The 26,641-nt window shown below is 43.4% G+C and carries 16 protein-coding genes; 14 read left to right on the top strand and 2 right to left on the bottom strand.

Annotated elements, in window-relative coordinates; translation table 11 throughout:
• Positions 1 to 2 precede the first annotated feature (2 nt).
• Positions 3 to 2,594, top strand: a complete 2,592-nt coding sequence (locus NSS67_RS18325; protein ID WP_339315012.1) for a family 78 glycoside hydrolase catalytic domain — start codon at positions 3 to 5, stop codon at positions 2,592 to 2,594.
• 41 nt (positions 2,595 to 2,635) lie between these two features.
• On the top strand, positions 2,636 to 3,721 hold the full coding sequence (locus NSS67_RS18320; RefSeq protein ID WP_339315010.1) for a family 43 glycosylhydrolase: 1,086 nt from the start codon (positions 2,636 to 2,638) through the stop codon (positions 3,719 to 3,721).
• A 96-nt stretch (positions 3,722 to 3,817) separates the two neighbouring features.
• On the opposite strand, the gene NSS67_RS18315 is transcribed toward NSS67_RS18320, so the two are convergent.
• On the bottom strand, positions 3,818 to 5,056 hold the full coding sequence (locus NSS67_RS18315) for a helix-turn-helix domain-containing protein (protein ID WP_339315008.1): 1,239 nt from the start codon (positions 5,054 to 5,056) through the stop codon (positions 3,818 to 3,820).
• 113 nt (positions 5,057 to 5,169) lie between these two features.
• On the opposite strand from NSS67_RS18315, the gene NSS67_RS18310 reads away from it, so the two are divergent.
• The 11 genes from NSS67_RS18310 to NSS67_RS18260 all read left to right on the top strand — a co-directional run bounded on the left by NSS67_RS18310 (position 5,170) and on the right by NSS67_RS18260 (position 23,875).
• Positions 5,170 to 6,642 (top strand): glycoside-pentoside-hexuronide (GPH):cation symporter, encoded by a 1,473-nt coding sequence (locus tag NSS67_RS18310; protein ID WP_339315006.1) that lies wholly within the window; start codon positions 5,170 to 5,172, stop codon positions 6,640 to 6,642.
• On the top strand, positions 6,629 to 8,632 hold the full coding sequence (locus NSS67_RS18305; protein WP_339315004.1) for a hypothetical protein: 2,004 nt from the start codon (positions 6,629 to 6,631) through the stop codon (positions 8,630 to 8,632). Before NSS67_RS18310 ends, NSS67_RS18305 begins: the two co-directional genes overlap by 14 nt.
• A 413-nt stretch (positions 8,633 to 9,045) precedes the next feature.
• Positions 9,046 to 9,336 (top strand): hypothetical protein, encoded by a 291-nt coding sequence (locus NSS67_RS18300; protein WP_339315002.1) that lies wholly within the window; start codon positions 9,046 to 9,048, stop codon positions 9,334 to 9,336.
• A 44-nt stretch (positions 9,337 to 9,380) separates the two neighbouring features.
• Positions 9,381 to 9,809, top strand: a complete 429-nt coding sequence (locus tag NSS67_RS18295) for a hypothetical protein (protein WP_339315000.1) — start codon at positions 9,381 to 9,383, stop codon at positions 9,807 to 9,809.
• Positions 9,810 to 9,928: 119 nt separating this feature from the next.
• Positions 9,929 to 10,966 carry an alpha/beta hydrolase family protein gene (locus tag NSS67_RS18290; RefSeq protein WP_339314998.1) on the top strand — a complete coding sequence of 346 codons (1,038 nt, stop codon included), beginning with the start codon at positions 9,929 to 9,931 and terminating at the stop codon, positions 10,964 to 10,966.
• 32 nt (positions 10,967 to 10,998) lie between these two features.
• Complete coding sequence (locus NSS67_RS18285) at positions 10,999 to 13,491, top strand: hypothetical protein (protein WP_339314996.1); 2,493 nt, start codon at positions 10,999 to 11,001, stop codon at positions 13,489 to 13,491.
• 172 nt (positions 13,492 to 13,663) lie between these two features.
• Complete coding sequence (locus NSS67_RS18280) at positions 13,664 to 13,810, top strand: hypothetical protein (protein WP_339314995.1); 147 nt, start codon at positions 13,664 to 13,666, stop codon at positions 13,808 to 13,810.
• Positions 13,811 to 14,601: 791 nt separating this feature from the next.
• Entirely contained in the window at positions 14,602 to 20,034 is a 5,433-nt protein-coding gene (locus tag NSS67_RS18275; protein ID WP_339314993.1) for a putative Ig domain-containing protein, read from the top strand.
• Positions 20,035 to 20,592: 558 nt separating this feature from the next.
• Positions 20,593 to 22,578 carry a Na+/H+ antiporter gene (locus tag NSS67_RS18270; protein ID WP_339314991.1) on the top strand — a complete coding sequence of 662 codons (1,986 nt, stop codon included), beginning with the start codon at positions 20,593 to 20,595 and terminating at the stop codon, positions 22,576 to 22,578.
• A 384-nt stretch (positions 22,579 to 22,962) separates the two neighbouring features.
• Positions 22,963 to 23,322, top strand: coding sequence for a GIY-YIG nuclease family protein (locus NSS67_RS18265; RefSeq protein ID WP_339314989.1), 360 nt, complete (start codon positions 22,963 to 22,965; stop codon positions 23,320 to 23,322).
• Positions 23,323 to 23,395: 73 nt separating this feature from the next.
• Positions 23,396 to 23,875 (top strand): DUF6530 family protein, encoded by a 480-nt coding sequence (locus NSS67_RS18260; protein WP_339314987.1) that lies wholly within the window; start codon positions 23,396 to 23,398, stop codon positions 23,873 to 23,875.
• A 134-nt stretch (positions 23,876 to 24,009) separates the two neighbouring features.
• On the opposite strand, the gene NSS67_RS18255 is transcribed toward NSS67_RS18260, so the two are convergent.
• The gene (locus NSS67_RS18255; protein ID WP_339314985.1) at positions 24,010 to 25,506 is read right to left on the bottom strand and encodes a family 43 glycosylhydrolase; all 1,497 of its coding nucleotides are present in this window, start codon (positions 25,504 to 25,506) and stop codon (positions 24,010 to 24,012) included.
• A gap of 174 nt (positions 25,507 to 25,680) precedes the next feature.
• Here NSS67_RS18255 and NSS67_RS18250 point away from each other — a divergent pair, with 174 nt between their 5' ends.
• Positions 25,681 to 26,586 (top strand): ArsR family transcriptional regulator, encoded by a 906-nt coding sequence (locus NSS67_RS18250; protein ID WP_339314983.1) that lies wholly within the window; start codon positions 25,681 to 25,683, stop codon positions 26,584 to 26,586.
• Positions 26,587 to 26,641: the final 55 nt, after the last annotated feature.

The following is a 26,641-nucleotide window of genomic DNA, read 5'->3' as shown; positions in this document are numbered from 1 at the left end:
CTATGAGAGCCATTCATTTGAAAACAGAGTACCTAGCAAATCCGGTGACACTTGATATATTGAATCCTAGATTTTTTTGGAAATGTGACGGTGGAGTAAAACAGACAGCTTATCAAATTCAAGCCATTTGCAATGATTCAGTAATATGGGATAGTGGAAAAGTGTCTTCAGCGTCAATGACTCATATTCGTTATGACGGTCAAACTCTTCATAGTCGTGATGTTGTATATTGGTCTGTGAAATTGTGGGATGAAAACGATGGAGAAGGTGAATGGGTTACTTCATCTTTTGAAATGGGATTGCTTGAAGAAGAGGATTGGCGTGCAAAATGGATTTCTGGTAACTATTCTCCCGAGAACAACACTCGTTATCCGGTAGATTGCTTCAAACTAGAGTTTTTGGCGGAGAGTGAAATCAAAAAGGCACGATTGTATATTACAGCTAATGGTCTGTATGAAGCTAAAATAAATGGTTTAAAGGTGGGAGATTTCTGCTTAGCCCCGGGTTGCACGGATTATCGTTATCGATTGCAATACCAAGCATATGACGTAACAAGTATGTTAAATAATGACAACACATTAGAAATTCAATTAGCTGATGGATGGTACCGTGGCTCTATTGGGTGTTTTGGTTTGACCAACGTATTTGGACGCCAAACCAAGTTGCTTTGCCAGCTTGAAGTTCACTATGCTGACGGTACGACTGAAACGATGATTAGCGATGAGCACTTCAGATGGAGCAATGACGGCCCACTTCGTTTTGCTGATCTTAAAGATGGCGAAGTGTATGATGCTTCTAAAGTGCCTAGTTATAGTGGAAATGCAATAGTTGTACCAGAAGATAGAGTCCCTACGGCATCCATGAATGTAGACGTTCGTGAGAAAGAAGTATTTACAGCTACATTAATGACAACACCAAACGGTAAAAAAGTTCTTGATTTTGGCCAAAATATTGCAGGTTTCATCTCTTTTACAGTAAGAGGAGAGAAAGGACAGATAATAAAGCTGCGCTGCGGGGAGATTTTGGATGATAATGGAGAATTCACACAGGAGAATATTCAAGTAAAAAAACCGGCAAATGAATTTGGACAAGAAACAGAATTTTTGCTGATAACAGGAAATTCAAGTGAGATTAAAGATGAGTTAGTGCCCACACCGAAACAGGAGATTGAATTTATTTGTAGCGGAAACACGGATAATTATAAAATGGCGTTTTCTGTATTCGGCTTTCAATATGCAGAAATTGAAACTGAGGTTCAATTCGATGCTTCACAATTTTCTGCTATAGCTGTGTACTCTGATCTGGAGCAAACTGGAGATTTCGAATGTTCAAACGACAATGTGAACAAGTTTTTTGAAAATACTAGATGGAGTATGAAAGGGAATTTTCTTGATATTCCTACGGATTGTCCTACACGCGAACGGCTTGGCTGGACAGGTGACGCCCAAGTTTTCTTCAACACAGGAGCTTTTTTCATGAATGTAGCACCGTTTTTTAGAAAATGGATGTTAGATATTGCGGATGGTCAATTTGAAGACGGAAGATCCTCTGCAGTAGTTCCTTATACTGGCGCCGATATGATGTATAAAGCTACTGGAGGATCGGTTGGCTGGGGTGATGCTGTAGTTCTCATTCCTTATCGCTACTGGAAACGTTACGGTGATCTCTCGATCATTCGCGATTGTTACACAGTTATGCGTAAATACGCGATGTATATGATCGAAAACACCGGACCAGTAGATGTACTGGAAGCTAATGAGAATCCATATAGTCGTTACACCTATGAAAAAGGCATGCATCTTGGTGAATGGCTTGAAGCCGAAAATTATGGGGATGGTCCAATTAGTTCTTCTACTCGGCGTACGGAAGAATGTACCGCTTATCTGCATTATACAATGACACATATGGCTGAAATTGCTTGTACTTTGGGAAAATCTGAGGACGAGAAACGGTTTACTGAGTACGCTGAAGGTGCTAAAAAAGCATATGATTGGTTGTTTTTACAAAGTGGCACTATTGACACCGATCGTCAAGCAAAACTAGTTCGTCCGCTTGCCTTAGGTCTTCTTAGTGGAGAAAAGAAACAAAATGTAAGCCATCGGCTTGTGAAAGCAGTCGAAAACCGTGGTTATCATATAGGTACAGGCTTCTTATCCACGCCTTTTATACTTCCGGTATTGACTGAAGCGGGTAGAGCGGATATTGCATATAAAATGCTTGAAAATGAAGACGCACCTAGCTGGCTAGCAGAAGTAAAAGCAGGGGCAACTACGGTATGGGAAAACTGGAATGGAGAAGCAAGCCGTAATCATTACTCACCGGGTTCAGTGTGTGAATGGCTATTTGATACAGTTGGCGGCATTCGTATGTCTGGAGAAAACTCCTTTATCATTCAACCCATACCCGGAGGCACTTTGACCTATGCCAACGCGCAATATGACAGTATATATGGAGCTGTTGCAAGCAAATGGGAAGCAACGAATACGGGTTATCGCTTTCATATCGAGGTTCCTTCGAATACAAATGCAAAAATTATTATGCCAAATAATGAAACGTATGACGTAACCTGCGGGACATTTATTTATGAACTATAACTCATACGTGTTTGGATTTATTCAAGAAGGAGTTGTTCTTTATGAATAATAGTATCAAACCAGGCCAAGTATGGTTTGACACCAACGGAAAACCTATTCAAGCCCATGGTTTTTCCGTGTTTTTCAAAGACGGTCTTTACTATTGGTACGGTGAGAATAAGGAATATACGAAATCGTTTGGTACAGTTTGGCATTGGGGGGTGAGGTGCTATACGTCCAAAGATCTCTATAATTGGGAGGACAAAGGTCTTATTATTCCTCCGCAACCCGATGATTTGCATTCACCGCTACATCCGACTTATTGTATGGACCGTCCTCATATCATCTATTGTGAGAAAACAAAAAAATATGTGGCGTGGCTTAAAATTATGGCGAGCACCACAAGCCAGTTTATGAGTGTTATGCAAGCAGATGATTTTATGGGTCCCTATGAAGTTGTCCATAAAATGTATAAACCATATCAAATGGATTCGGGTGATTTTTCTCTCTATGTTGATCAGGAGACTAATAAAGCTTATTTCATTTTCGAACGACCACATTTCGAGATGGTCACGGCAACACTAACAGATGATTATACGGAAGTTAGTGAAGAATATTCTCGTCATTTTCAGCAAATGTTACCGCCCCATACACGTGAAGCACCGGCACATTTTGAACGAAATGGCAAACATTATTTGTTCACTTCCGGAACAAGTGGCTATTTGCCCAATCCTAGTAAAATAGCAACATTTACAGATTTCCATGGAGAATATATGGACTTGGGTGATCCGCATATTGGTGATCCTACAGGCACTTCTTTTAGTTCACAAATTACATGTGTGTTAAACATTCCTGGGACTGATTTATACATCGCTTGTGCAGATCGTTGGAAGCCAGGTAAGTTGAATCAATGGATGGCAATGAAATCGTTGAAAATGATCGAACGAGGGATGAAAAGACGTAATAATAAAATTAATGATGTTAATAATGAATCACCTAAAGAAACAGTACCCTTACCCGGAAAGCTAAAAAGGCATTTTGACAATACGAGCAAGTCTACTTATGTGTGGCTACCAATTGAATGGCAGGGCGATAAGCCGGTAATACGCTGGCATGATGAATGGAGACTAGAAGATTTTATGAAATAGCACTTTTATTTGTGTGGCTAAATAAGGCCGCATGTTGAACCTCGGTTCTGACATGCGGCCTTATTTTTTACTATAATATGTTGAAATTATATCGCATTAGTTTCGGTTCCTGTACTGCTTAGGTGTGACACCCGCGTGTTTCTTGAATACTTTTAGGAAATGGGCTTGATCATAGAAAGTAAGACGCATGCCGATCGAAGAAATCGTATCATTAGAAAGATCGAGCAGCTTTTTCGCCTCTTCAATACGTTCTCTTTGGATGTAATTTATCAATGTCAACCCTAACTCTTTCTTAAACAGCTGTGATAGATAGTTTGGATTGAGTCCGGACACATCTGAAAGCTTCTGTAATGTAATTTCTTCAAACAGATGTAAGTAGATGTATTCCTTGCTTACTTGAAGAGCTTTGGATACACCATTATTACGGATTTGGCTGACACGATCAGCGAAATCTATGATTGCATCGAGCACAGCAGCCTCTACCAATGCCTGTTCATTCAGCTCTTCAATATGCTTAATATGCAAGTCGCATAGCGTACCCGCTAAATCATCATACATCCCTCCCTCGGTAGCAGCACGGCTACTTAAGGTAATACCACAAATGGCAAGATTTTTGATGCTCCGCAGTTGGCTTCGACTAGATTTTTCTCGGATATGACCAACGCTATTAATAAACTTAACCAGTTGCTTCATTAACTCGGTTTTATCCCCACTGCGAATATAGCCAAGTAATTGGTTTGTGGTCGCAATTCCGTCCTGAAAGATAGAATACTCTCTCCAATCAGAGAGTTCGAGTTCAATCTTCTTTTGTTTCTTCGCCAGTCCATATTGCATTTTTAATTGGATAACATCCGTTATATCTAGAGCTTCTTGATTCATCATCCAATTTGTTGATACGCAAATATGTAGAAACCGCATTTGGTCTACGGTCTGAAGCTTACCCCAATATTCTAGCCACTTCAAACGCTCATCCATCTGAGATCCATGATCATTTAAAAGTTCGGTAAAGTACGAGTCATCCGCTTTTTTTCGGATCGTTGGACCGATCACCAAAATGGCGTCACATTGTCCATTTCGTCTCACTGGGACTACAGCAAATTGCTCCATGTAATTTGTTACGTGAATAATCGGGCCACTTAAACCGCTACTTTGCTTAGCAATCGTACGAAAGAGCTCAATTGAATCAACAAAAAGAGGGTGTTCTGGTTTTAAGGTGCTCCAATACAAAATTTCTGATTGATTTTCATTTACATGATAGAAAACGGGTAGCTGAAGACTTTCATGTATCAATTTTGCCAAATAAGCTAAATTGGGATACTCAGTTGCAGAAAACATGATGAACACCTCGAAATTGTACGATTTTTCTATGTAACATACCATATTAAGTTAAAATTGTATGTAATAATCTCAATGTAAGTGCTTACACAAAACCGATAAGGAGGAATAGTATGGCAACTGATGAGGCGGTCCAACAAGCGACAGCCAGTGAAAACGAACATCCAAAGCTTAAATTAAGTGAAAAGTTAGCCCTCGTAATTGGAAATACGCCTAGTACATTTCATTATCAAATCATTCAAATGTATCTGTTATTCTTCTACACGGACATTATGAAAATCAGCCCAGCGTTTGTTGCTACATTATTTCTTGTGGTACGTATTTTTGATGCGGTATTTGCTCCTTTTTTTGGTGCATTAGTCGACAAAATTAAGACCCCGTGGGGGAAATACACCCCTTGGTTTATGATTTTAGGTATTCCTTTCGGTATTGTTGGATGGTTAACTTTTACCGTGCCTGACTTTAGCGATACTGGAAAATTGATCTATACGGTGGTCACCTATACCCTTTATAGTACTTTTGCCTCTATCATGACTATCCCCAGCACTGCTGTTGTGCCGACGGTTACGAAGCGAATTGATGAAAGAGTAAACGTAGGACAATTAGGATTCCTTTTTATTATGCTCGGAGCTTTGATGGTTCAAGTCGGAATCGTCCCATTATATAAAGCTTTAGGCGGTGGTGATGATGCCAAAGGCTTCTCTATTTTAATGATGGCGGTTGCTGTCTTTACCATAATCATATCCATCTTTCAGTCTTTAAAAATAAAAGAAAGATATGTAGTAACTGCAAATCGAGGAGAGAAGTCGCCTTCGATTAAGCAAATGTTATCTGCTACTTTCACGAACAAATATGCAGTAATCTTATATATTTATTTGTTTTCAACCGCTCTATCATCCGGTCTCCGGTCTGGTGTTCAAATTCATTTTTATAAATATTTTTTCAACAATGAAGGCTTAATGACTATTATGGGGATTGTTGTTCTGATTCCAACCCTGATAGGCGTAGCCTTTAGTCAAAAGATCATCAAACGTTTTGGGTTGAGAAATACCGTACTAGCAGGTGTTGTCATCAATTTGGCAGCATGTCCGATCATGTTATTCATCCCACAAAATCAAACTGGTCTAATGATTCATATCGCAGTCTCGGTTGTGACTAGTCTATTTGGTGGTTTTGGTAGCCCGGCACAAGGAGCGTTGATGCCAGCGGCAATTGATTACACGGAGTGGAAAAGTGGACTTAACTTAAATGCATTTATGAGTTCTTTTAACGGATTTATACAAACTTTTGCTACGGCAATATCAGGTGCAATTGCTGCTGGTGCGCTAACCGTGATCGGATATGTTCCAGGCGTGGAGCAGAGTAGTACAACACTATTTGGACTGAGAGTTATCGTAGGGGTTCTACCTGGTTTGATTGGTGCTTTTGCAATATGTATTAAATGGTTTGATCTTTCAGAAGAGAAGCAAGCCCAAATCTCATATGAACTAATTGAAAGAAAGAAACTTACAGATAACAGTGACGTTCTAGATGATTTAACAAACAATAACTACCCTGCAGGAGGTAATTCAAATGTCAACACATGAAGATCAATTCCAGAACCCCTACATAGATATCGATGAGTGGAGAGATGTACCAGTCCGCCATCGATACATACACGGAGGATTCGAGGGAACTGAAACGAAATTCTCGTTCTATTACCCACTTAAAGAAAATTATCAAGGACGTTTTTTTCAACCGGTCTATCCTGTACAGGGCAGCGAAAATGCAGCTCAAAGTCATATAGAAGGCATAGACAATAAAATAGGCTTTGCCATCTCGAGCGGTGCTTATTTAGTGGAAACCAATATGGGTGGAATGTCCTCCGATGTTACTCTTGTATATCGTGCAAGCGCTGCTGTGGCGCAATATTCTCGAACTAAAGCGGCTGAAATATTCGGCCCGCACCGCCCATATGGTTATATTTACGGAGGTAGCGGAGGTGGATTCAAGACAATAAGCTTCATGGAAAATACGACTGGTGTTTGGGATGGGGCAGTACCTTTTGTAATCGGGTCTCCTATGGCCATTCCTAATGTATTTACAGCTCGCGTTCACGCCATGCGAATACTCAAGGATAAATTTGGAGCCATCAATGACGCGTTAGAGCCAGGTGGTAGTGGCGATATGTATGCCGGATTGAACGAAGAGGAGAGACAAGCGCTCGAAGAAGTGACTCGATTAGGTTTCCCACCTAAGGCATGGTTTGCCTATAAAGAAATCGGTGATGGTGCACTTACGGTTCTGACACCCGGCGTTATGCAGATGGATCCTACCTTTTTTTATGATTTCTGGACCCTTCCGGGTTATCTTGGGGCTGATCCCGACAGTTCTGCTTCTCGTGCACGCCTTCAGCATAAGACAGTCATAACGGAGATAATCAAACCGCGAATGAGCAAAGCGTCAAATAGCGATGGAGCGGTCAACATGGGCGTTGATGAAGCCTGGAAAATGCTTACAGAAGGCGAGGAGACAGTTCCTTCTTTTAAGGTGGAAAGTGTCCCACAGGGAAATGCATATCTAGAGGGAGCGTATATACGATTTATTAGCGGTGAGGCAGAAGGTCTTAAGGTTCCTTTGGGTCAAGTCAGAGGAAATGACATTTCGGTCGGTTCCGCTTTCGGATTTTTCACATCCGTTCAAAATTTGGATAAAGTGAACCCTGGTGATGAAATCGTACTGGACAACTCAGACTATATCGCCCTTCAAACTTATCATCGACATCAGGTTCCAACTCCAGATTACTACGTTTGGGATCAATTTCGCGATGAGAACGGTGAACCGTTGCATCCGCAGCGTCCGTTCCTGGTGGGGCCTGCCATTGCTTTCGGAGGGGCTGGATCGGTTCAAAACGGCTGTTTTGAAGGGAAAATGATTGTTGTGCAGACGTTGATGGATGAGAGCGCTTTCCCTTGGCAAGCCGACTGGTATCGAACCAAAGTCAAAGAGAACTTATGTGAGAATTTGGACGATCGCTTTAGACTGTGGTACGTGGATCACGCACTACACGCCGATACGAGTTCGAACGATGTACTTGATGGCCTCCATATTATAAGCTATGTCCCAGCTTTGCATCAGGCACTTCTCGATTTGAGCGCATGGGTAGAAAGAGGGATTACCCCTCCGGCTAACACCAATTACGAGGTTATCGATGGGCAGGTGATTGTTCCTTCTACAGCCGCAGAACGCGAAGGGATTCAGCCAATCATTCACCTGACCGCGAACGGTGGAGAGCGTGCAGAAGTCACCGTTAGCGAAACGGTCATCTTCAAGGCAAAGATCGAAGTACCACCTAGCACGGGAAAGATCGTTTCTGCACAATGGGATTTCGAAGGGGATGCCACCTTCCCGCATGAGTCAACTGTCAACTATGTCAATGAAGAGGGATCGCAAGCCGTTGTGGAGGTTCCATATGTGTTCTCGAAGCCAGGTACTTATTTCCCCGTTTTGCGAGCAGGTTCTCATAGGGAAGGTAACAGTAGTGACTTGTATACTCAAGTGTTGAACCTTTGCCGTGTTAGGGTTGTGGTGAGCTAAAACGATACGAGATGAAGAGTCTGTACCAGAATTTTTACGAAAGAAAAATGGGGCCAAGATAGAAATATCGTTTGTTATGACGTGATAATTAATGGCAGGAAATAAGGTGATAAACCTTGTTCCTGCCTTTTTTATACTGGGAGGATATTGAAATAACAACAATAAATAAACATTTTATCATAATTCATTATAACTATGGTGAGAAACTCAAAGCTACAATATATTATAGTCGGCGTTTTCAAGTTTTGTTGCTGCATCAGAAAGAAACATGGAAATTGAACCACCCTCAAATTAATGACGTTTATTTTTTGAAAAAAGGCAGCTTCAAACTAAGGAGCAATGATCTGGAACTGTGGTAATTATAGAACTTGCAATGAATCGCACAACCCAAAATAAGGGGGGAAGGATGACAAATGAAGATACACATGAAGATGAAGGATTTCTCTGTAGGCTGTGTACGCCTGTTGCCGGGTCCGCTCAAGAAGCGCTTTGACCTGAACAAGCAATACATAATGAGCCTGACCAATGAGAATCTGCTCCGGAATTTTTACTTGGAATCCGGGTTGTGGAGTTACAGCGGTAATGGTGGAACAACCAGTGCGACTACCACAAGCTTGGATGGACTGGAGCATTGTACACGATCACCAAGGTACATGTTCCACCGATTCCTGTCCATCGTCCGGACCGTTTCATTTATAACCTGACATTAAGCATCCAGGAAGCAAGAACGTTCACCCTAAAACTTCGATTGCCTTGGTGGCTAAGTGGCAATCCGGTTATCACCGTTAATGATGGTGAATTGATTCAGAAGATTGGGGAAAAATCTTGTTTTGTTAAGTTGACCCGGGAATGGAAGGATGGGGATACAGTTCGGGTAGAACTGCCAAAATCGCTGGTTACCGAATCTCTGCCCGGCGATTCCGGTACCTATGCCTTCCTTGATGGTCCAATCTTGCTTGCCGGATTGACTGCGGACGACCGAATGCTAATCGGAGACCCGCAACAGCCAGACTCTATGCTGGTTCCTGATCGCGAGCGCAATCACAGCTGGTGGAACCCTGGATATTTCCGTACCAAAGGAATCGACAACGGTTTTCGCTTTGTACCGCTGTATGAGATTACCGATGAGAAATACGCGGTATATTTTTCGATCCAGTCTCAGTACCAGGCTACATAAGAACTGGATATGACGATAAGAAATAGTTACGAAAAGAATGATGGTATCCTGTTGTTTTGGGGAGTGCCATCATTCTTTGCAGATATATCCATTCTAAATTACTAAAGGCAGGTGTAATCATGACATGGAAAGCGGATTCGTTTTTAAACCAACTATATAACGATAGCTTGAAAAGGATTGAGCAGGAACGTTCAAAAGTGCAGGAGGCTCCATCTGAGCGGAAAGCGTTTTTAAAGGAGACCTTGGGTAGATTAATTGGAAGTTTTCAAAGCAGTGGTAAATGCGAAGCTACTGTTATAGAACGTGTGGTATGTGACGGTTATGTCAGAGAGCGTGTGGAGTTATCTGCTGTTAATGGAATGTCCTTCGCGGCTTATGTCTTAATCCCAAATGGTTACGAGGGTAAAAAGATTCCTGCCGTGATAGCGATCCATGGGCACGGTTATGGGAGTAGGGAGATTGTAGGTTTGAACTTCGATGGAAGCGTAGATGACAAAAGCCCGGGCATTCATCAACATTTTGCATTGCAATTAGTGAGACGAGGGATGCTCGTAATTGCCCCTGACGTAGTTGGCTTTGGAGAACGATTGCTTGAAGCTGATCTGACTGACGGGCGCACGGCTCCAAGCTCATGCTATAAAATGTCAACACAGTTGCTTATGTTAGGGAAAACATTGACCGGATTACGTGTTATGGAAATAGGGAGTGTATTGGATTATTTAGGCTCGCGATCTGATGTTGACACTGAACGGCTGGGGATAATGGGTTTTTCAGGCGGCGGATTAATCTCGTATATTACTGCTGCACTGGATGAGCGAATAAAAGCTGTAGTGCTGACTGGATTCACCAACACGTTCAAGGACAGCATCATTGGTGTCGATCATTGTATATGCAACCATATTCCGAACATATTGTTGTATGCAGAATTGCCTGAATGGATAGGACTGATTTCTCCAAGAGCCTTATTCTTAGAGTCCGGAGAACGTGACCCTATCTTTCCAAAGCAGGGTTTTCAAAAAAGTGTGGAAGATATCCGGAAGATTTATGAAGCGGAGAACGCTCCTGATCAATTATCTTCAGACCTATTTCCTGGTGTTCATGAGATCAGCGGGAGATATTCCTATGATTGGCTAGCTGATACATTGCACGGGCTGTAATTAAAAGTACATGATTTGGAGTGAAGAGAGAAATGAATAAGAAAAGACTTGAATTTTTGAGTTTATGGGCGATTAATGATCGTCTGGATCTTCAGGCACTAAAGGATCAATTGGATGAGCTGCGTCTCAGCGGACTTGATGGAGTAATATTTCATCCGAGGAATTTCCCTAATAAACCGGAGTATATGAGTACAGCATACTTGGAGATCGTTTCGGATCTTATTATCTACGCTAAATTTACCGGGATGAAGTTTTGGATCTATGATGAGAATGGCTGGCCTTCCGGCACAGCGAACGGTCAAGTTCTCAAGCAAAACCCTGATTACATGTGTGAATGGATTGAAATTAACCGTTCGGAAGAAATACAGGATGGGATCGTATTGACCTCCTTTGAAGAATCTCCCGGGAAGATAACACACATTGAGCTACGTGCTCGTAAGAATGTCTCCTCTTTGGATTCAGAAGCAACAGCACAATTCATTCGATTGACCCATGAAGCATACCGTAACGGGTTAAGCCCGGAGGCTTTTGAATATGTTACCGGTTTTTTCAGTGACGAAGTTGCTTTTCTGGACGGACATAGTGTCACTCACCAATTTGGCGGAATCCCTTGGAAGATGAGCTTTCCAGAAGAGTATGAAGCACGATATGGAGAAAAATTAATCCCGTTGCTCCCTTTATTATTCGTAGAAGAAAATCATGCGGCAGATGTGAGAACAAACTATTGGGAGATGCTGACGGATGCTCTGATAACAGGATTTTATAAACCAGTTCAGGCATGGTGTGAGAAGCATAACAAGCTATTTACAGCCCACTTGAAGGCCGAAGAAAATCCGTTCTTTCAACTTAGTTATAGCGGATCTGCATTTCAAGTATTGCCTCACGTTTCTCTACCTGCAATTGATGCACTGGAAAGAAATCCTGGAAATCATTTTTATCCACGCAAGGTACATTCTATATCGGTTCAGCAGGGAAGGGAAAGTACGCTCGTGGAAGCCATGGGGGGTGCAGGATGGGGGGCTTCTCCGGAATCTTTTAAAGCTTACGCACTCTGGCTGGCAGGCCATGGAATTGAGATCTTTGTAATGCATCTTGCTCAATTCAAGCTTAGTATGCAGGCGTTGCAAGATTGGCCGCCTTCTATTCCACTGCACTTGACCTGGAAGGATGCTTTTTCAACCATACTCGAAGATATAAAAGAGGAGGCTGCCAAACTTCCGGATTTAAGGAACACTCAGCCCGAGCTTTTAGTAGTAGTTCCGACCAGAGGCGTCATGAGTAGATTTTCGCCTCACGAAGCTATGGTTATAAATGAACATGACGGCTCATTTGTGCCGGATACGAACAGTGGAATGATTAGCAACAGGTTCATGCATCTGGTTCAAGAGCTTCATGATTCCGGAATTCATTATGAATTCACCGAAGAAAAAGTTCTGGAGGAAACTGCTGTTGTCGATTCAGGGAAATTGTATATTGGGGAGAGGGCTTACGACAGAGTGCTTATTTCCGACGGCTGTATATGGCATCCAAATATGAAGGGATTTCATGTTATTGATACTTTGCTAGAGGCTGATATAGAGATTTTATCACCGAAGAATTGGAAGACAGTACTGGTTGAGAAAGCACTTGCCCTAGAGTCTCTTATCCTCAAAGAAAAGAATACTCCGAAACAGGCAGTAATAGTTGGCCAGTCTACTTGGACTATAACTGCTCCTAAGAAGAACCAGATGCTGATTGAACTGTATCCGGACGGTGACAATCAACTCACTGCCACATTTAGAGTTGCTACGTCCGCAAAACGTATATCGCTCAATTTTCATTTCTTTGATCGCATGACTAGCGTCTCTTTAAATGGACATTGGCTCAATGGTATTAGAGTTAAAGATGGTTATCGCTACGACATACCGGCAAGAAGCTTAGCAGCAGAAGAGGAGCAGATTCTCGTCGTTATGACAAACGGACAAACGGAACCGAACCCAATAGTGTTCTTACAGGGCGAATTTTTGGTCAACAGCTTGGCAACTTATACGGAGACGGAAAAAAGGCAATGGAGCACGATTGGGCCATTCATTGTAGAAGCTGCGGGTTCAGAGGTGATACAGGGCAATAACCTCATCGAGGCAGGATTTCCATTTTGTGAAGTTCCGGCAACAGCCAAGAAAATCATTTCCATTAAAGAGAATCTGGAGAATGTAAGGCTTCATCTGACTGAAATCAATGCTGATGCTGTACAAGTCTTTCTGGATGGGGAGCCACTCAGCTGGTCTTGGGGCCCAGATTGGAGTTTAGTGTTGCCGCAAGGATTATCAGGCGGAGAACATGAACTATCGGTGTACATTGTGCCCAGCACATTCAATGCGTATGGTCCACACCGGTATTTTGAAGGGGACCGTCATTTAACAAGTCCGTTTCAATATGCAGGGATAAAAAGCTTTGCCGATAGCCCCAATGCTCCAGAAGAGACCTTGGGTAATTTGTGGCACTTTGTTAAATGGGGGATAAAGGGCGATGTTGTGCAGGCTTAAACCTATGTAATCTTCCTATTTTGATGATAACGGTGGAATTTATTGTGGTTACTGCGTTCACAATTATAGGAATCAGACGATTTAGCACTACAATCCTTAAGAAAGAAGAGGCACACTGTTTATGGATCTGTATTCAAACTGATCTATAAATATATGCAATCGGGGTGAGTAGATGTTGAACCGGATGAATCTGCTGGAAGATTGGAAGGTAATAGGTCAAGCAAAGGGGCAAGGCTATTCATTGAAGGAAGGCCTTTCTCTAGAGTATAAGACGCCTAAAAATGCTGTAGGCTGGTATCCGATCGGCTGTCACACTTAAATTATCAGACTTTGATATTGAGAGCTGTAAAAATAACATTTGGCGCTTCCTGAAAAGCCTGTACACAGAGAATGCTTATGCAGACAATGTTGGTATTGCCATGTTAAGAAGCCAAACCTCAGGCAGGGAGCAGCGGGAACAGTGACGAATTTGGTCCATTGAAATCTAAGAGCATCAGCGACATGCTGATTAATTTGTAATCCTACAATCCGCTGATTGAATCCATATATATTTATAATCTTAGCCATGATACGGTGTTCTCTTCGGAATCGACGCGTAGTAACGTGGATACGTTTTTCGATCAGGGGATGACAGACATGCTCCAGCAGGAAGGTTTTTTTAAGCAAGGTTTATTTATTCCGAGAGAGGCACACGTACTAACCGCTGATGAAGAACGTGCTTGATCCGGACTGAGCTAGTCAAGCAGGCACAGGAGTATCTGGATAACGGAGGAGAATAAACAGTACGCTTGCCAAGGAGTTACATCAAAGACGCGAGTCCCTGCGATAGGGCCTCGCGTTTTTTTACTACTTTAAATGAACTCAGCTCTTTTCTGCAATTTTGGAGAAGGACAAGCAAGGACCCATTACCGTACTGAATGTAACACAAATGGTTGACGGTAATGATAGACTAAGAAGGTTTATGTAACCAATCACACTAATCGTTATATATTATCGTCGTTTCCATCCATAATTCAGGGTTTTCGGTTGATTTTATTGATTGAATTACCGAGAGCCTTCGGCTAATATCTGGGTGTTCACACCATTAAGGATATATGGAGGAGGCTACAAATGGCATCTGATCATCCGAAAGTGAGAAAATGGAGCAGGATAGGCATGGCATATATTATGTCCATAACCTTACTCGTTCCGACCGTTACAGTCCGGGCAGAGACAGGTCCCGCGGAACAGGTTGGAGCAGCAGCTAGTTCAGTAAGTGTTCTCGACAGCATCCATTTTGGGGACGAAGTCTCGGAAAGTGCGCATACTTTCACGGAAAAGCTGAGTGTGGCGGGAGTAGATGACAAGGCGGAGGCAGAGTATATCCTGCCGGATGGCAAATTGGCTGGAGGCGGAATAGGAGATGGTTTAACCTACCGGTATATCCAGCCATCACCGAATGCATCAGCTGCCTTCGACGGCAAACTGGAGTTTACATTGAAAGCGGATTCAACGCGACAAAATTATCTGACGATCCGTGTAAGCGGCACACAGCAAGGCAGGGGCAACCTGATGCTCTATGGGCCAAACGGAGACAAGACTGTCTTGAATCCCCATTTTGGAACCAAATTCTCCGAGTTGGACAACGGCTATGAGGATGGAGCACCTTTTCTAGGCAGGTATTATTATGATACGTATATCATCCCGCAGGGTCTGATCAATTCTGACGGTACAGTGCGCCTAACCATCATGAGCACTGGCAAGTTCTCTGCGTACGGAAACAGCACTTATGGACATCAGACGCAGAACAGCAAATACATTTATAGTGCGGCGACGCATACAGACCCGTTCTTTACACCCGAAGATGATTTCACAGGTCAGATTCCAGTGGGGACACCGGCTGTGGCTACTGGAGGAAAAACTTCCTATGAGCATTTGCAAGCCCAAGGTCAGGAACTGTTGGAGCTGATCATGTCTTGGCAGCTGTATGGTCCGGAATATGAAACGTTCAAGAACGAAAACAATGATTTCCTGGAAGGTGCCACGGTAACTTACACGCCAGTTAAGAATTTGGCAAGCTTCAATGGGCCGACCAGGCAGGATTGGAGCAAGAAGGTGACGGGGCAGGCGATCAACTACCAGAACTGGTCGCCGATGATGGCTTCTGAGATTTTTACCAATGCTTTTATAAACAAATGGTCTGGAGATTATTATGAGAGTGATGAACTGCTGGAGCGGATCATCAAGCTGTATGACTTCTTCGCCCGAGCTCAGGACAGCCAAGGGGCATGGTGCGTCCCTACCACTGGTGAGAATGCCTATAAGTGGATTGGTGCATCGCTCGATGGCAGCGGCAAACGCGGTACTGGTGAGAACTGGCCGCTTCTATCGCTGGGAACGGATTCCCTGGTCCAGTCGATGCTACAGCTTCATAACTATATTTTGAACACTGACAATACCGAGCTGAAGAAAAAGTTTAATGCATATCTTGACGAAAAAGTCGATAACAATTTGACTGGTTCTGCCAACATTACTCGCCGGGCTGCTTATATTGAAATGTTTGCGCGGCTCAGAGACTATATGTATACGCCGGCCAAGGGGGACTTCTACGATCCGAATACCCGTGCGGGAACAGCGAACCAGGATTTCGGTTTTGCTTATGATGCGAACCGTGTAGTAGAGCTATTGTTCGACAGTATGAACATGAGCAAAGCCAACTCTCCATCAGAAGTGGAAGATAAGTATCGCGCAAAGAGTAGCGCCCCTTATCTGCAGCAGCTTAAATACAAATTCGGTGAAATGGTAGATGGTGAAAAATGGTTCTCCGACAATGGCGTTGGCTTGGAGGGCGGTGCGAGTCATGGCGGCTGGGCTGGCGAATACGGGCTACTGCTGCTAAAGAATATCAACAAGTATGCTGAGACGGCGGAAGACTCACCCGATTTGGAGGATTTTCTAGGAAAACTTTCCTATGACGCTTATGAGACCGGTAAGTATTTCTTCCGGCCTTCAGTTTCAGCAGATGGTGTTAACATTCTGATCAGTGAGATGTATGGCGGCTCGCGTAATACAGCTAATGGCCAAAAAATAGCCTATCAGGTCGGCGGATATACCGCCGCAACACTAGAAAGTGAAGGCGCACTGCGCATTTTGCTGAAATATATTGAAGACAACCGGGCTTTTGCCGAGACTTTTGAAGAAGAAATCTATCAGGAAAGGACACCTCATGTATATACCCGTATTATCGAATTGCAGGAGCTGTTGAAGCATTATAAGGAAGCGGAGCAACTAAAGGCGGAGCTTGAACAGCAAGGAGAATCGATCTATCTCCCGATGGAGGACGGTCATCCGGATTTTGCGTGGGCAGACCCCGACTCACAGGCCGTTGTGTTCAAAAACAAGGGCGATAAGGTCTATATTACTTTCAACTACCGGAGAAACAACTGGGAATACAATAATAATACGCGTATCCATTTTACCACCGACAAAGTGGACCGACTGGCGAATGTTGTTGGCACCAGCAAGGGTGGAACCTATACTTATACAGACATCACCACCCATCCGGAAGGCAAGAGCTATACCCACACTCGGGCTGATGGCTTCAGCCAAGTTCGCTACGGCAATTACAGTGTCGGCATGAACCAGTCTAAGGATGATGCTACCATAGGCCAGACTGGAAAAGTCTATCAAATGGATACGCTGGGAATTAAAAAGGCTAAAGATTTGATTACCGGTACCGTCTATGACTCGCAGAATGGGGAAGATATCTACATTCAGGTTCAGCCGCGACAAACAGTTGTGCTGGAAGTACTAGAAGAAACCAAAGCGTATGAAGTTTCGGTCAAGTACACAGCAGGCTCCAAGGTACTAAAAGTGGAGAACCTTCCGGCTGTTCTTGGGCAAGAATTGGTTGTGGAGGCAAGCAGGGTTGACGGTTATAAATTGTTGGACAATCCGAAAGCGACAATTATAGTATCTTCGGATAATAACCTGAATGTAATCAACTTTCGTTATGCCGAGAATGCATCTCCGGTTTTCCATACAGATGGAATTACCGGTGCCGAGCAGCCCTTTGCGCTAATGAACCTGGGGACGGCAAAAGGATCAGTGGACTGGGATGAGAATGGAAACCCTAGAGCTATCACTTCCACCGGCAGTGACCATTTCTCCCCGACCTTTGCTTATCAAACAGTTACTGGAGATTTTGAAGTCAACGTGCGGCTTGAGAAGTTCCAAAGTACCGCAACGGACAAAGATTATTTCTCGCTGCTCTTGACAGATTCCGCCGATCTAAAAAAAGCGAATTATGTGCAGCTGAGGCATTTTCCGAACAACAACAATATTCTGCTGGTGAGCCACCGTGCTGACCAGGGTGACACGATCACCGGCTACTGGGCAGGGGATATGAACAATAAGAAGGTGCCGATTCTCTTCCGTATTGTGAAGACGGGAGCGGATATAAGATATTCCTTTTCGCTGGATGAAGGGAAAACCTATCAGCAAACCTCCAAACCTGCGATCACCTTTGAAACAGCCGACAAATTGTATGTCGGGGCGGCGATGACCTCTACGAGCGGTTCAGGCAATACTGCTAATCTGTCCAAGCTGAACATTATCAGTGACGATAAGCTCAAAGCACCGTTTGAAACAGGAAAACCCATCCAGATGGATCTAGGGGTAAATGATCCAGATAATGATGACGTTCATTTCACTCTACATGGATTGCCTGAAGGAGCCGCATTCGACGAGACATCCAAAGTCATCTCTTGGACACCTCAAGGAAAAGGCTCTTACACCCTTAAGGCTGAAGCGAAAGATGACTATCACCTTGCCGCCGCAGAGAAGGTGAAGGAAGTCTGGATCACTAATTCGGATGAAGATTTAAAAGCGCTTGAAAACAACCTGAGCAAGGTATCCATTATCCGGGACATCCGAGTTGCAGAAGGGGAGACTGCGTCCTTTGAGGCAGTGATACCAGGTGCAGTTGTGTCAGTAGACGGCAACTACCCGGAAACTGTGTTTGTGGATAACGGGGCATGGTCATGGAGCACGAAACCAGGGGATGCTGGAGTGTATCATGCCGTAATCACGTATGCATTTGAGGAGAATGTAGTGACTAAAGTTGTCAAAATTATAGTAGCTGAGGCGGAGAAGAGTATCGACTACTCCCAAGACTGGAATGTGGAGTTTTCTGAGCTAACTCCACAGGAAGCAGTCACCGGACGGGAAATGGTGTTCCGTGCGGACACACTTGTACCTGTAGACGGCTTCGGTATTAATGTATCGGCAGACGGGCTGCCGGAAGGCGCTGTATTTGCCAACCGCACGCTGCGCTGGACACCGTCCGATTCATACGCGAATACCACTCAGAGTATTGGATTAACCGTTCGCCAGCCGAACGGAACAACAACAGAAGGCACTTTAGTAATTCATGTTGCTCAGGGCATTGTTCCGACTTCTTTGACGCTCAGTACAACACTGCTAGAACTGGGATTGTCCGAAACGGCTAAGTTGCAGGCGTACGTTCTGCCGAAGGAAGCGGACAACAAGTCGGTGCTTTGGTCCACCAGTAACAGTGGGGTAGTCTCAGTCGATGCCAAAGGGCGCGTTAAAGCGCTAGCTGATGGCCAGGCAACAATAACAGCAACTACCGTATCTGGCAAGCTGACTGCAACTGCTGCTGTTTATGTTGGAGATTCTACAATAAATTTGCCACCGGTTTTTGCACCAGTCTCTCCAGTCAGTGTTAATGCAGGAGAGACCGTAACGCTGGATGTGTATGCTGATGACCCAGAAGGTGGTGTTGTGACATTCTCGGCACTTAATCTACCGGAAATGGCAGAATTAAATCCCTCAACAGGGGCTTTTATCTGGACACCGGACATTCCAGGACTGTATTCAATCTTTATTACCGCCAGTGACGAGGCCGGAAATCAGGCGATACTGGAAGTACAGGTGACGGTGCAAGGAACTGTTCAAGCTGCGGGAGCTCCTGCTGTACCAGTGCTGTCAAGCGACAACGGATATGATACCGGACTTATGGACGGAGATTATACCATTACCATGAATCTCTGGTGGGGCAACAACGGAACGACCTTCAAGCTGTATGAGGACGGGGTACTCATTGGGGCGAAGCTACTAAAGGATGTCTCACCGTCCGCACAGCAGGCGATCATTGCGGTTTCTGGCAAACCAAATGGAACTTATGTCTATACGGCCGAGCTGACGAATATGTACGGCACATCGGTCAGTGAACCGTTAGTTGTTAAGGTTAGCGAAGCGAAGCCGGGACAGCCAGAGCTTGCAAATGATAATTGGGACGGCGACGGCAGCTTCAAGGTCACGATGAATTTGTGGTGGGGTATCAATGGTACAGCTTACCGGCTGTATGAGAACGGCGAGCTGATCGACACGCAGGATCTGGTTTCTCACACTCCGGGGGCCCAGTATGCTGAGACTGAAATCAACGACAGATCGCCGGGCACCTATACCTTTATTGCGGAGCTGGTGAACAGTAGCGGGATTACTCGTAGTACAGAAATGACCGTGATCGTCAGAAAATAGAAGCCTCTAGGAACTGGAATTACATTTTTGCGAGACATGAACAAAACTATTTACAAGTTTAGGCAACCAGTCACCGATAATACATCGTTGACTGGTTGCCTTTTCAAATGAAGAGTAGCGTTGGGCACATGTCTGCTTAACAATGGGGCACAAGCTGCGAGTACGATAGTTTCGCCTGTCCTCTGCGGTTCATCATACTATCATCCGTATAAATCCTTGTGGGAAAATAGGCCTGTTGATAAGCCATATAAGGGTAGTTTATTTGGAATAGAGATCATAGTTTAGCTAATCAACAGGTAAAGTTAAAAATTAACACCCGTGACTCTATTCGACGAATTTTGCGATAGGGTCTTTTGCGTTATTCTTCAGGTAGAAACAGGATCTGGATTTCTTTGCGCTGTTATCAACGATGCCAAATATATGATCATCTTTGAAATAAACATGAGTGTATTTACATTCAGTTTAAAAAAATATCTTATATTTCGTTTAGATTAAATTTTGCGAGAAACATATTATTTCGAAAAGCAGTGTGATTGCTGATATGGAGGTAGGATTCGTTTGGAGTTGTTTGAAATTATTTTGCTGATGCTGGCGGCAGTCTCTTTATCTAATTTAGTGAACCGATTTATCCCTTCGGTTTCTGTACCTATTATTCAAATTGTGCTGGGGATGATGATTACTTTGCTGCCCTTGCACTATGAACTGAAATTAAATCCAGAGCTATTCTTGCTGTTGTTCATTGCCCCATTACTGTTCAATGATGGCCGGCATGCGAATAAAGAAGCACTGTGGAAGCTTAAGAAACCGATCCTTTTGTTGGCACTGGGTCTGGTATTTATAACAGTAGCTGTGATGGGCTATTTTCTGAATTGGCTACTACCGGTTATCCCGTTGGCGGCGTCTTTTGCACTTGCGGCTGCGCTAGCGCCTACTGATGCCGTGGCCGTAGGTGCATTAGAGCAGAAATTGAAAATCCCCCATCAGACGATGCAAATTCTCGAAGGAGAATCTTTAATTAATGATGCATCGGGTCTGGTCTCATTTCAGTTTGCGGTAGCAGCTATGGTCACCGGTGTGTTCTCCTTCAAATCTGCTGGTCTCAGTTTTATTTCCATTTCACTTGGCGGAGTGGTTCTAGGTCTTTTGCTCACGCTTGTAAAATATGGCATAGTGAAATGGCTGCGAAGATTAGGAATGGAGGATGTCACGCTCCACATGCTGATTGAGATCCTGACTCCTTTTTTGATCTTCATGGCAGCCGAGAAACTGGGGGTCAACGGTATCCTTGCTGTCGTCAGCGCAGGAATCGCCCATTCTTTCGGATACAAGAAAATGAATCCTGAAGTGGCCAAGCTGAGGGTTGTATCTAACAGTACCTGGTCGGTTATTATCTTTGTATTGAACGGTCTGGTGTTCCTACTGCTTGGCACACAGCTTCCGGATATTATTCAGACCATTTGGAGTAGCGCAGAAATAGGGAATTTCAAAGTAATTATGTACACACTATTATTGACTGTAGGTGTACTCGGGCTGCGCTTCATCTGGGCGCTTTTAATGGATATTTTCACAAAGAACAAATCACACGGTCCTTGGCAGATCAGATTCAAGAAGGCGCTTATACTTAGTCTATCAGGAGTCCGGGGAACGATCACACTGGCGAGTACGTTATCACTACCGTTTTTTCTTGATGATGGCACTGCATTTCCAGCCAGAGATCTGATCATTTTTCTTGCGGCCGGCGTTATTTTGTGGACCCTGCTGATCTCCAACTACTTATTGCCTCTTTTATTGGGGAAAGAAGGGCAAACAGAGCAGGAGGAGGAGATTCAGGCGAAAATTGAGATTCTGAGGAATGTTGTTACTGGATTAAATGAATTGACCACAGACCAGAACCACTTGGCGACAGCCCAGCTCATCAATACGTATACTTCCAGGATCCGTACGCTCAAAAAAGATGAAAATCAAGATCATGTCCAGCGGTCCTTGGCCCTGTCTGCCCTGATATGGCAAAGAGAGAACACTCTGCATGCGCTTAAAAAGAAAGAAGTGAATTCATATACAGCGTATCGTCATTTGAAGAGAATTAACAAACTTCTGTTTATGCACACAAGGGATACACAGTATAAAAAAGAGCTGTTCCCCGCTAAGCATTGGGACGAAATGTTTGGGTTGCTGCAGCAAGTCCGGTTAAGTAACCGAGAAAGACGCGCCGAATTAACTAGCCTTAAAATTCAAAATATTACTTATGTCATTAAGAAGCTAAATGTATTACTCACAAAAGGTGAGGTTGATATAGAAACTGCCAGCACGCTGATTCTGCAATATGAACGTATGCTGCTGCATCTGACCAGAAACGAATCAGACACTAACGCCAGAAAAGAGTTCGACATTTCAATGCAGAAACTGGCCCGGGTCGGAATTCAGCTGGAGAGAGACAACACCCAATCCATGTTTGAGATCGGGCGGATTTCTAGACAGAGCATGAAGGAATTAAAGCGCAATATCCTCTTCATGGAGCACGATCTGCGAGAAGAGATGATTTAAAGGGGAAATGGATAGGGAAGCCTATGTAACGGGGTGAATTTATCAGCGTTTAGGGTGTTTTAAGCCAATAATGGCTTGAAACACCTCTTTTTTTTAGAGAATCAAGTAACACCTTTAAATAAGGATTGTAGAATATCGGAACTGAAAACGGCTTGACGAACGACAGTATCCTGTATAAAATAAAGCAGTAATTTAGTAAATCAGTAAATTATAAAATTAGTAAATTAGTAAAGGTTACGAGGAGTTAAGTGTTTTCCAATCGTTATGTACGAACAATTATCCTCTCCCGGGTGTTGTTACAGCTCGGAATTTGGATTAGGAACAGCAAACCATTTAGAGATATGAACGAAAGAGAAATTTAAACTACGTTAAGGAGCGATTTATATGGATATGAATAAGCGCAAGGAGCTAATTGAGGAATACAAGCAAATCAAGATTTATATGGGTGTTGCTCAAATCAAAAACCAAGTCAACGGCAAAATATTTATTGATAGCTATCCCAACTTGAAAAATAAGTGGCTTACTCTGCAAATGCAGCTCGATATGGGGAGATTTGCAAATGCCCAGCTGCAGAAGGATTGGAAAGAATTCGGAGCCGATGCGTTCACCTATGATGTGCTAGAACAGAAAGAAATAGATAAGGTAACCGACATGCGCTGGGAACGAAAGAAAATCTTAAAGCCATGGTTGGAGAAGTTACAGCCCTTCGGGGACAGAGGCTATAACAAACCACGAATTGACTAAGGATGAATTCCAAGATAAGATGAAACCGTCATTTAGTAGATCAGTAAAATAGTAACTGGAAGGAAGAAAAAATATGAAAATTCCTACAACTTTAAAACATAAGCCTGTTATTGTGTCAGAAAATTATGAGCAAGTTGACGGCCGATTGGCAGGGAACACGGATGCGAAAGGTCTCTCTCTGGGATTGGCCCAATGGAACGATAGAGGAAAGGTCGATATTTCAGCCAAGGTTTGGAGATATACCGGTGAAAAATGGTCCAGACAATCCGAGGAACTACCTCTTCATCGCGTGCTTGATTTGTCCATTCTCATTTGTCGGTCGTTAGAACATTTCCGCGAAGCGTATCGATATGAGAATTTATATGACCCGGAGCAGCCTATCATTGATCGGGTCGGCCTGCAAGGAGATGCCATGACTGTGTCGGTATGTACGGAGAATGAGCGAATTAATGAAGATATTAAGCTGTTCAATCAAGCTTTGAGCGATGACGGTGAAATGATCGGTGAGCGTCTGAGCACGTTATCCAAAATATTAAAGGATATGGGATATTAAATAGCAAGTGGCAGTCAATCGAGGCTAGGGTTTGCCTACGTGACTGCCACTTTTTTTAATTGAAACCAGATTTGAAACTAAAATAGAAGCAAAAATACATGACACCTAAAAGACCCACAAACTCATTCAGAGTCTTAAGAATAAATACAGCTGAAATTTGTGAAAGTAGCATTAAAATCTTGGCTTTCTCCCGTAGCGTACAAACCAATAACAACACCTGTGAAGCCTCCAGCTATTTCTGAAGACAGATATTTGGTTTGCGCAGTACCAAGTAAAGTCTCGATACCGTCTATCTGGGCATAGAAGTGATAATGAGTAGGAGTGCTCTTAATGATTAATGCAGCATGGTTGCACTGGCCTATACTTTTTGTATGTTCAATTGATTTAATATCTCCGATATTTAGCCGTTCGATAATCTCGTAACCCTCTAGATGTTTACGCAAGGCCAAATCATAACGATGATTTTCGTCCATGTATAGCGTAATTCCTGCTTCACCGCTGGTAAGGCTGACTTCGCATGAAATAATCGCGTTGAAGTCTTTTTGACGAATACCTATAAATGTCGGGGAAGCCGGGACATCTAACGTAATTGAGGTTCCTTTGAGCTTTACTTTATCAGCTTCTAACTGATAATTTGCTGTAACGGGATGACGCAGGTAACACCAGTCCAGATTCCAATCAGTGTTCTCGAACGTAAATTCTTTTTTCTCCTGCTGAACGATTGTATCCGTGATTCGATCAGTCTCGAAACTTAGAAGAGTAGTACCTTCATGACCCGCCGTAAACCACCCGTCGTCGCCAAAAGTAATCGGAGTTAGAAAAACTTCACGCCCCAAGTGATGATACGTAAGATACTGGCCAGTCTGCCGGAATCCGAGATGTAATAGCCACCAATTTCCATCGTGGTCTTGTATCAAATCACCGTGACCAACCCCCTGAAGCTCGTACCCGCCTAAATTGCGATTGGTCAATACAGGGTTGTGCGTATAGGCTTCGAACGGGCCTGTGGGAGAATCACCTCTTGCATAAGTAACCATATGACCATATTCGGTTCCGCCTTCAGCTGCTAACAGATAATATCGTCCATTCATTTTGTATAAATGAGGACTCTCCAAATAACGACCGCCTGATCCTTGCCAAATAGAACGGCTTGGCGTCAGCTTGTGCCCCGTTTCAATTTCGATTTCACATTGGACGATTCCACTAACTCCGTAATCATCAATTCCATTGCTCATGAAAAATGCTTTACCATCTTCGAAATATAAATCCGGATCAATTCCCCCTTGATCGACATTAATCGGATCAGACCATTCGCCGTAAATATTGTCAGTCCAGACATAGAAGTTCTGACGCAAAGTGTCATTTGTGGTCGTCATGTAGAAACGGCCATTATTGTAACGCAGGGTAGGAGCGAATACACCACCGGAGCTGTCCACAGTATCCAGCTGAACCTGACTTTTTCGGGTTAAGCAATGACCGATTTGCGTCCAATTAATAAGATCCTTGCTTTCAAAAATAGGAACGCCGGGAAAATACTGAAAGGAACTGTAGACCAAATAATAAGTGTCTTCAACTTTGCATGCGCTGGGGTCAGGATAGAACCCTTTGATAACTGGATTATTGTATTTCATTTCTCCACCTCATTAATAAATTCATATATATAAGAATCCAATATGGTTAACTTCTAAGAAAATTAAACACTATTGTTTAAAAACTTTCAATGATATAAGCTAGAAGCTAAGCGTTAAATTTATTAAATTAATATATATGTGATTTGAATAAATATGGGTCAGGGGATTATGATAATGATCAAAGCGAACGGCGAAGCAAAATTCATGGCATTATATGAGGCACTAGCAAGCGAAGTCAGATGGAGAATTATGAGTCTTGTTGCAGATAACGAAATGAATGTGAAGGAGATTGCAGCTAAGTTAGAACTTAGCCCCTCAATAGTCACCATGCACATTCGAAAGCTCGAACAAGCCGAATTAATCGGAAGCCGTAGGGTACGTCAAAACGGAGGAACTCATAAAATGTGCTTCCTTAAACAAAAAAACATTGAGATTGAGCTGCCAATTGCCAGGCAAACTCCTAGGGTCAGAGAGCAAACCATATCTGTCGGTCATTATACCTCGTTTGAAGTTCATCCAACCTGCGGACTAGGCACGCGCGAGATGGAGATAGGGGTTTGGGACGACCCGCGTTACTTTCTCGATCCCGAGCGAGTCAATGCCGCCATTTTGTGGTTCGGGAGAGGTTACGTTGAGTACAAAACGCCTAACTATCTACTTCCTGATCAAACTCCCGAGGCCATCGAAATTTCAATGGAAATAGCTTCTGAAGCGCCAGGCTTGAGAGACCATTGGCCTTCTGATATTCAGTTCATTTTTAACGGCCAGACGCTTGGAACCTGGACCAGCCCAGCAGACTTCGGAAGAGCTGCGCGAGGCATATATACACCGAAATGGTGGCATCGAAATGTAAATCAATACGGATTATTGAAGACGATTCGCATTGACAATGCAGGCACATATATTGATGAAGAGAGGTTGTCGGACGTGACTGTCGCTGATCTTCAGCTACGAGAACAATTCTGGACGCTTCGTTTCGCAGTAGACGAGAAGGCTGTTAACGTTGGCGGATTAACGCTCTATGGGGCTGGATTCGGCAATCATGATCAGGATATTGTAATTCGTGTGCATCTGAACTAACGAAGCAGGATAATTTAATTATAATTGTTTTCTCAATCCGGTTTATCAGTAGAAG

The organism is Paenibacillus sp. FSL R10-2734 (assembly GCF_037963865.1).
In the GTDB taxonomy this organism is placed as follows: domain Bacteria; phylum Bacillota; class Bacilli; order Paenibacillales; family Paenibacillaceae; genus Paenibacillus_AQ.
The sequence above is the reverse complement of the archived record's forward strand: the minus strand, read 5'-3'. Positions and strand labels throughout refer to the sequence as shown.

Bases quoted from the DNA above. Each gene is read 5' to 3' on its own strand.
- NSS67_RS18325 (WP_339315012.1), top strand. From the start codon at position 3: ATGAGAGCCATTCATTTGAAAACAGAGTACCTAGCAAATCCGGTGACA.
- NSS67_RS18320 (WP_339315010.1), top strand. From the start codon at position 2,636: ATGAATAATAGTATCAAACCAGGCCAAGTATGGTTTGACACCAACGGA.
- NSS67_RS18315 (WP_339315008.1), bottom strand. From the start codon at position 5,056: ATGTTTTCTGCAACTGAGTATCCCAATTTAGCTTATTTGGCAAAATTG.
- NSS67_RS18310 (WP_339315006.1), top strand. From the start codon at position 5,170: ATGGCAACTGATGAGGCGGTCCAACAAGCGACAGCCAGTGAAAACGAA.
- NSS67_RS18305 (WP_339315004.1), top strand. From the start codon at position 6,629: ATGTCAACACATGAAGATCAATTCCAGAACCCCTACATAGATATCGAT.
- NSS67_RS18300 (WP_339315002.1), top strand. From the start codon at position 9,046: ATGAAGATACACATGAAGATGAAGGATTTCTCTGTAGGCTGTGTACGC.
- NSS67_RS18290 (WP_339314998.1), top strand. From the start codon at position 9,929: ATGACATGGAAAGCGGATTCGTTTTTAAACCAACTATATAACGATAGC.
- NSS67_RS18285 (WP_339314996.1), top strand. From the start codon at position 10,999: ATGAATAAGAAAAGACTTGAATTTTTGAGTTTATGGGCGATTAATGAT.
- NSS67_RS18280 (WP_339314995.1), top strand. From the start codon at position 13,664: ATGTTGAACCGGATGAATCTGCTGGAAGATTGGAAGGTAATAGGTCAA.
- NSS67_RS18275 (WP_339314993.1), top strand. From the start codon at position 14,602: ATGGCATCTGATCATCCGAAAGTGAGAAAATGGAGCAGGATAGGCATG.
- NSS67_RS18265 (WP_339314989.1), top strand. From the start codon at position 22,963: ATGGATATGAATAAGCGCAAGGAGCTAATTGAGGAATACAAGCAAATC.
- NSS67_RS18260 (WP_339314987.1), top strand. From the start codon at position 23,396: ATGAAAATTCCTACAACTTTAAAACATAAGCCTGTTATTGTGTCAGAA.
- NSS67_RS18255 (WP_339314985.1), bottom strand. From the start codon at position 25,506: ATGAAATACAATAATCCAGTTATCAAAGGGTTCTATCCTGACCCCAGC.
- NSS67_RS18250 (WP_339314983.1), top strand. From the start codon at position 25,681: ATGATCAAAGCGAACGGCGAAGCAAAATTCATGGCATTATATGAGGCA.